Source organism: Rheinheimera lutimaris, from assembly GCF_013283795.1.
In the GTDB taxonomy this organism is placed as follows: domain Bacteria; phylum Pseudomonadota; class Gammaproteobacteria; order Enterobacterales; family Alteromonadaceae; genus Alishewanella; species Alishewanella lutimaris.
Map to the genome: position 1 here is coordinate 61,408 of NZ_JABSOD010000019.1, position 7,266 is coordinate 68,673.

General features: G+C 47.6%; 7 protein-coding genes and 4 tRNA genes. 2 read left to right on the plus strand and 9 right to left on the minus strand.

What is annotated here, in order from left to right; all coding sequences use genetic code 11:
- Nucleotides 1–231: 231 nt before the first annotated feature.
- The 7 genes from HRH59_RS15510 to HRH59_RS15540 form a co-directional block, all read right to left on the minus strand.
- Entirely contained in the window at nt 232–1,485 is a 1,254-nt protein-coding gene (locus tag HRH59_RS15510) for a glutamate-5-semialdehyde dehydrogenase (protein WP_173502187.1), read from the minus strand.
- Entirely contained in the window at nt 1,482–2,603 is a 1,122-nt protein-coding gene (gene proB / locus HRH59_RS15515) for a glutamate 5-kinase (protein WP_173502188.1), read from the minus strand. Before proB ends, HRH59_RS15510 begins: the two co-directional genes overlap by 4 nt.
- A gap of 213 nt (nt 2,604–2,816) precedes the next feature.
- The gene (locus HRH59_RS15520; protein WP_173502189.1) at nt 2,817–3,317 is read right to left on the minus strand and encodes a GNAT family N-acetyltransferase; all 501 of its coding nucleotides are present in this window, start codon (nt 3,315–3,317) and stop codon (nt 2,817–2,819) included.
- A 92-nt stretch (nt 3,318–3,409) separates the two neighbouring features.
- A tRNA-Pro gene (locus HRH59_RS15525) sits at nt 3,410–3,486 on the minus strand.
- 22 nt (nt 3,487–3,508) lie between these two features.
- Nucleotides 3,509–3,584 (minus strand) — tRNA-His (locus tag HRH59_RS15530).
- Between the two features lie 25 nt (nt 3,585–3,609).
- A tRNA-Arg gene (locus HRH59_RS15535) sits at nt 3,610–3,686 on the minus strand.
- A 114-nt stretch (nt 3,687–3,800) separates the two neighbouring features.
- Nucleotides 3,801–3,877, minus strand: a tRNA-Pro gene (locus HRH59_RS15540).
- Between the two features lie 189 nt (nt 3,878–4,066).
- Here HRH59_RS15540 and folD point away from each other — a divergent pair.
- Entirely contained in the window at nt 4,067–4,927 is an 861-nt protein-coding gene (gene folD / locus HRH59_RS15545; protein WP_173502190.1) for a bifunctional methylenetetrahydrofolate dehydrogenase/methenyltetrahydrofolate cyclohydrolase FolD, read from the plus strand.
- 207 nt (nt 4,928–5,134) lie between these two features.
- The gene (locus HRH59_RS15550) at nt 5,135–6,190 is read left to right on the plus strand and encodes an alpha/beta hydrolase family protein (RefSeq protein WP_173502191.1); all 1,056 of its coding nucleotides are present in this window, start codon (nt 5,135–5,137) and stop codon (nt 6,188–6,190) included.
- 69 nt (nt 6,191–6,259) lie between these two features.
- Here the strand turns inward: HRH59_RS15550 and HRH59_RS15555 are convergent, their stop codons facing one another.
- Both HRH59_RS15555 and HRH59_RS15560 read right to left on the minus strand, forming a co-directional pair.
- A complete protein-coding gene (locus tag HRH59_RS15555) occupies nt 6,260–6,502 on the minus strand; it encodes a hypothetical protein (RefSeq protein ID WP_173502192.1) in 243 nt (80 codons plus the stop codon).
- Nucleotides 6,503–6,579: 77 nt separating this feature from the next.
- Nucleotides 6,580–7,266: hypothetical protein (locus tag HRH59_RS15560; RefSeq protein WP_218573542.1), on the minus strand; the 687-nt coding region annotated here is incomplete at its 5' end.

The following is a 7,266-nucleotide window of genomic DNA, read 5'->3' on the forward strand; positions in this document are numbered from 1 at the left end:
CAAATTCAAAAACAGGCGTGTAATTGACGCCTTACTGGTGTGATCTGGTATCAAAACGCAGCACTGAACCAGACCTGTTATAAAATAGGACGCGGCATTATAGCGGGCTAAATGTCCGACGTCGAGCCCTTAACCATACTGCCGGCAGCCACTGCGCAGACAAATAAAAAAACGCAGCATAGTCAATAAATTACTATTGCTACGCTGCGTTTTTTGCTGTGGTTTTTACGCTTAACTGCGGGTTTGGCCGCTACCGGTTACCACATATTTTTCGGTGGTTAGCGCTTCCAGCCCCATAGGACCATAAGCATGCAACTTACTGGTAGAAATACCAATCTCAGCACCTAAGCCCAATTCGCCACCATCAGAAAAACGTGACGAGGCATTGTGCATTACCACGGCTGAATCTACCTGACGGATAAAGCGCTCTGCATTGGCCTGGTCACCGGTACAGATAACCTCGGTATGCTGGCTGCCGAACCGGTCAATATGCGCCATGGCCGCCTCCATATCGTCAACCACTCTGATGGCAATTTCCGGAGCCAGATATTCCTGGCCAAACTCATCATCCGCTATCGGCTGTGCCTGGTTAAAGTAACCGATACTTTGGCTGCAGGCATGCACGATAACATCGTGCTGCGCCAGGGCATTGGCCACCAGCGGCAGAAAATCGGCCGCAATATGCTTATTAACCAACAAGCCTTCCAGCGCGTTACACACGCCCGGGCGCTGCACTTTACCGTTAAGCAACAAACCCAATGCCATGGTTAAATCGGCACTTTGATCAACATACAGGTGGCATACGCCTTTGTAATGCTGAATAACCGGAATACGGCTATGCTCGGTAACAAAGCGGATTAAGCCCTCGCCGCCGCGCGGAATAACCAGGTCGATATACTTATCTTGCTTTAACAAAGCCAGCATTAAATCGCGGTCCGGGTCCGGCACTATACTGATCACCTCATCCGGCAAATCATGCTCACGCAGCGCTTGTTGCATTGCTGCCGCTATCGCCAGGCTGGTTTGTATCGCTTCCCGGCCGCAGCGCAAAATAACCGCGTTGCCCGATTTAAAGCACAAGGCACCGGCATCAGCAGTAACATTAGGCCGCGCTTCGTAAATCATACAAATAACGCCAAGTGCTATACGGCGCTTTTCAATATTAATGCCATTTGGCCGCTGCTCAATATGACGCGTCGCGCCGACAGGGTCCGGCAGCGAAATAATCTGCTCTATGGCTTTAGCCATCGCATCTATACGGTCGTTATTCAACGTCAATCGGTCCAGCATGGCAGCACTGGTGCCATTAGCACTGGCAGTGGCCACTTCATCTTTATTCGCGTTTAAAATAGCCGGACTGGCTGCGCGAATATGGTTAGCCATACTTTGCAGCACAAAATTCTTTTGTTCGGTGGTTAAGTTCGCCACAGCTTTTGCAGCATGTGACGCTTTAGCGGCAATTGAAGCCGCAACATCGGTAGTCATATTCTCTCCAGTAACATCATTTCACTGCGATGAATAACCGCATCGCTGCCGGCAGGACAATAGCCAAGGCAGGCGGGAATATCGCGACTTTGCTGACCTTTTATCGAAAACAGCTCACTGGCACTAAAGCGGCTGACGCCTTTGGCAATTTTACGTTTGCCTTGTGAGCAGCGCACCAATACGGCATCGCCTGAGTCAAACTCACCGCTGATACTCACTATACCACTGCACAGTAAAGACGCACCATGACGGCTTAATGCCTCTATACAACCGTCATCAACCCAAATTTCGCCTTTGGCACGTAAGGTATGACGTACCCAATGTTTTTTAGCCGGTAACGGTTTGGCCTGACCATAAAAAATGGTGCCGGGATTCTTACCCGCTAAAATACACTGAAAGCCATCAGGCTTGTGGCCGTCGATAATAACGGTATCAATACCGTGTGCCGCGGCTTTTTCTGCTGCTTCAATCTTGGTAAACATACCGCCGGTGCCGACTTTGGACGAAGCGCCACCGGCCAGGTCATAAATGCGCTGGTCAATCTTACGTACTTCGGGGATCAGGCTGGCCAGCGGGTCTTTATTTGGATCGGCGGTGTACAAACCATCAACGTCCGAGCAGATAATCAACGCATCGGCGTTAGCAACAGTGGCCACCATTGCGGCAAGATTGTCGTTATCGCCGACCTTAAGCTCAGCAGTCGCTATCGTATCGTTTTCATTGACGATAGGCAGCACCTGGTGGTCCAGCAAACGGCGTAAGGTATTTTTAATATTAACGTGACGCACACGGTCACTTAAGTCGCCATGCGTCAGTAGTACCTGCGCGCAAGGGAAATCAAAACAGCGGCTCCAGAAATTCATCAACTGATTCTGGCCAACAGCTGCCATCGCCCGCTTTAATGCGAGAGGCACCCGTTGATGCTGAAAATTAAAATGATGACGGCCAGCGGCCACACTACCTGATGAAACCAGAATCACTTCAAGACCCTGTTGTCGGCATTGCCGGATAAATTCGGCGATGGGACGCAAATACTGCTCGCTACACCCCTGATTTTCCGGCGCTATCAGAGCACTGCCGACTTTAAGCACAACCCTGCGCCAGGATGGGTTAATCATAACTCCTCCAATGTTTGTTCCGGCGGCTATAGTAGCAAAAACTGTAACCCGGTACCACTTGGGTTACAGTTTCCAAAGCCTTGAACGGCGCAGATACAAAGATAAGGCACTGATTAAAATCAACTATAAAGAATGTGAATACCCACCATAAAGCGCAGCGTGGGCAACAAAACTGACTAAAAATGTAATTTAATTACATTTTTATGTATAGGATCAGGAATAGAGCTGAACATATTCTGCTGATGGCTGCATTTGCACCATCTTTTCAAACTGCAAACCCAGGCGGTTTAGCACCTTTACTGATGCCATATTACCGGCACTGGTCAAGCCAACAATACGTTTTAGTTTAAGTTTGTCATAACCAAAATGCATCACAGCAGACGCCGCTTCAAAGGCATACCCTTTACCCCAAAATTGCGGTAAAAAGGCAAAACCAATATCGGTTTCCTGTAAATAATCACGAAACAATAAACCACAAAACCCCAGCGGAGTTTGGCATTGGCAATTTTCTACAATAAATAAACCATAGCCATGCTGCTGATAACTTTTTATCGGCCCTTCCGCCAGATAATGCATAGCATCCAGCTCTGAGCGCACGCCGCGATCAGCAATATTCTCGATAAAAGACGGTTCATTAAGTAAACGACAGGTAAAAGCGCTGTCAGCCGCGGTAAGGTGGCGAATACGTAAGCGTGGGGTTTCTGCTATAACCAAAATCATTATCCTTAATTTGATGGCTGTAAAAAGCATACATCAAGCGTTAAGGCTTTGGAAACAGGATTTTTTGTTTTGACATTAAAGGAGAATGGTCGGTGATGCAGGATTTGAACCTGCGACCCCTTGGACCCAAACCAAGTGCGCTACCAAGCTGCGCCAATCACCGACTATATAAACTCTGGGAAAGATGGGGTGGATGATGGGGTTCGAACCCACGACAACCGGAATCACAATCCGGGGCTCTACCAACTGAGCTACAACCACCACTGAAACTGTTTTGCGCTTGTTATGGCGCGCCCGATAGGATTCGAACCTATGACCCACGCCTTAGAAGGGCGTTGCTCTATCCAGCTGAGCTACGGGCGCACAATCGAAAGCCCTACCAAGCTATAAATCTAATGGTCGGTGATGCAGGATTTAAACCTGCGACCCGTGATTTAAGAGTACCCAAACCACATGTATACATAACCATTTTTAAATTGGTCGGTGATGCAGGATTTGAACCTGCGACCCCTTGGACCCAAACCAAGTGCGCTACCAAGCTGCGCCAATCACCGACTTCGCTGCACTGCTGCAACGGGGCGGAATATTACAGCCGGGCGGCAATAGCGTCAAACCTTTTTTTGCACAAATCAACTGATTGCCTATTATTTGAACCTATTGTGCTGTGGCTACACCAGGATGGCGTTCAGCCGGTAGCTGTGCGAAAATATGTCGCAGTAAAATCATGGCAGAGACGTAAGCAGATGACAGCACAAATTATTGATGGCAAAGCCGTTGCTCAGGCAACAAAAGATAAAGTGGCTGCCCAGGTTCGCGCCCGGGTTGCCGCAGGTAAAAGAGCACCGGGCTTAGCCGTTGTGCTGGTAGGTTCAGACTCTGCTTCGCAGGTGTATGTGGGCAGCAAACGCAAAGCCTGTGAAGAAGTCGGTTTTAATTCAGTGTCGTACGACCTGCCCTCTGATACCAGCGAACAACAGCTGGTTGATTTAATAGATAAGCTTAACAACGACAACAGCGTTGACGGCATTTTGGTGCAGCTGCCCTTACCTGCCGGTTTAGATTCTTCTGCTATTTTAGAGCGCATTAACCCGCACAAAGACGTCGACGGCTTTCACCCGTACAATATCGGCCGCTTAGCCCAGCGTATGCCGGCGCTGCGCTCCTGTACGCCCAAAGGCATTATGACGCTGCTGCAAAGCACCGGCGTTAATGTAAAAGGTATGGATGCGGTAGTAGTAGGTGCCTCTAACATCGTTGGCCGGCCAATGGCGCTGGAGCTGTTACTGGCCGGTTGTACCACTACGGTGTGTCATAAATTTACCCGCAACCTTGAAGCCCAGGTGCGCCGCGCTGACTTATTAGTCGTTGCGGTTGGCCGGCCGGAGTTTATTCCGGGTGATTGGGTAAAGCCGGGCGCTTTGGTCATTGATGTCGGCATTAACCGGTTAGACAGCGGCAAACTGGTAGGCGATGTGGAATACGGCACAGCAGTAAAACACGCGCGCTATATTACCCCGGTACCGGGCGGCGTAGGCCCGATGACAGTCGCCAGCTTAATAGAAAATACTTTAGAAGCCTGCGAGTTGTATCACGACAAGCACTAAAGCTGACTGGCAGCGGCAGTTGCAATTGCCGCAGCCGTCGCCCCGTTAAATCTGCTACTGCCTTGTCATTACCCCGCGTCATCCCACTTTCGCCACTTTGCTTTTTTGTTGTACATCCGGATACTGTCAGCTGGTATTGCGCTATAACCAAACCCTAAAGCCGTTTTGTGCGTATTAAGTGGCTGATTTCAGCAAAGAGGACTTTTTATGCCAGCTTATATCAGTTTAAAAGCATCAGGTGCCGTCGCAGTTATCCTTGCTTTGCTGATAGCGTTAAGCGGATGCGCGCAAAAGCCGGCGCCGGATAATGTTATCTGGCAACAGCAACTGAATTTGCCCTCGGTAAAGTACTCGGCTGAAGTTGCTCAACGCTTGTCGCTGAATATTGAAGAAATCAGTTTAGACTGGCTGGACCAAAGCAGAGACCGCGTTGTGCCGGCATTGTTGTTTAAACCCGCGCGGCAGCAAAAAGCCAGCGCATTAATCGTATTTTCTCATGGTCTGGGTGGTTCGAAAGAGCGTTACGCTTACCTGGGCCAATATTGGGCCAGCCAGGGCTATGCCAGCTTGCATGTGCAGCATGACGGCAGCGACAGAAAAGTCTGGCGCGGCAGCAGGCTAATGTTACCTTTTCGCCTGATGGACGCCGCAGATACTACCGAAGCGCTAGCCAGAGTGCAGGATGTAAAGTTTGCTTTAGACCAGATATTAGCGTCAGAGCACGCCGTCGATTTTGATAACCAAACTATTGTGATGGCCGGCCATTCTTATGGTGCCAATACCGCCATGTTATTAAGCGGTGCCCTGGTTGAGCAAAACGGCAGCCCGGTTAACCTGAAAGATGATCGCATCAAAGCGGCGATTTTAATTTCAGCACCGCCTTTTTATAACGATCAGCCACTGGAGAAAGTGTTGGCGGAAGTTAACATCCCTACTTTGCATATCACCACCACCGAAGATGAAATTCGGGTGCCGGGTTTTTATTCATCGCCACAAGACAGATATGAGTTGTACAACGCCATGGCCAGCAATTACAAAGTGCTGGCGGTGTTTAGCTCAGGCAGTCACAATATTTTTTCCGGCTGGCGTGGCGCTAAAGATACCAAGCCACAGCAGCAGGTGATCAAAGCCGCCACCCAGGCGCTATCGAGTGCTTTTATTGCACAAATAACCACGGATGACAGCCAGGCAATAAGTTTGTGGGCCCAGCAACATCAAGCGGTGTTAGCTAAGTTTATTCGTTCAGATAATTGGGGGGTATAATTCAGTAGTTACCGAGCTGAATTCTATGGTCTAATTTTTGTCTGCCTCCGATTATTATTGCCAGCCTTGTTATGTGCTTTCATAAACCACTTCAAAAACTGCATCTTCAGGTGAAAAGGTAACCAACCAAGATGTGTCACCATTTTCACTTACACATTCCAATTCATAGCCAATTGTTGGTTCAGTATAAACTTCTACTATTGCAGCTTCATCACCCACTTTAGGAAGGCTATCTCCAAAAATAGAGTCTTCTTTACAGAAATCTCTATTCAACTTTTTAAGTTTAACGACACTGTATTGTTTATATATCATGAGCTCTCAATACCAACGCTCAAAGCAGCCGCGCTGTAAGCGTCGGCTGCCTTTGTTTGTTAGCTAAAACCACCTGTTTAATTAATAGGCAATTTAATTTTTTTGAGAAAACTTTCAAACTCATTTTTCATTTCTTTTGAAACAGCATTTCCATCACTAAATTTTGAGTAATCTACTTCGCAGTAAAATTCGACTACCCACACATTTTTTTCTTCATTCAAATCTATATTGATCTTTGAGCATTGCTGTACTTCCCAAGCACTTAATTTTGATCGGCTTGCTACGCTCTCAATCCAACGAGGCCTAATTACCTGCTTGTTAAAAATTCCTAGCAATTTTACTAAGTTGTCTCGCGACATGTTTTTTACTTCTCGATGAGTTAACTCCACTTTTTGAGGGCTGTAAAAAAACGTATAGCGAGTATATTTAACCAAGCCCAATCGTTCAGCGCCCAAGAATAACAAGTAAACAATTAAAACGACTAAAAATAGCCCGTTTAGCACTTTTTTAATCGGGGACTTTTTGGCAATTGCTTTTTCAGAGGGCTGATCCTCTTGTAGTGGTTGCTCTTTCTCAAGATGTACATAGTTGACTTGGCCACAAAGCGAGCAAGCTAGCTCTTTAGATGTAAATGAAATTGGCAACGGTGTGTGGCAATTAGTACAGGTATTTTCACTCACTTTTTTATTCTCATTCTTTTTGATTAAACAGATGCCCGGGCTCTTAATAGCCGAGTTACCCATGATCAGTAGACACCTTCTATA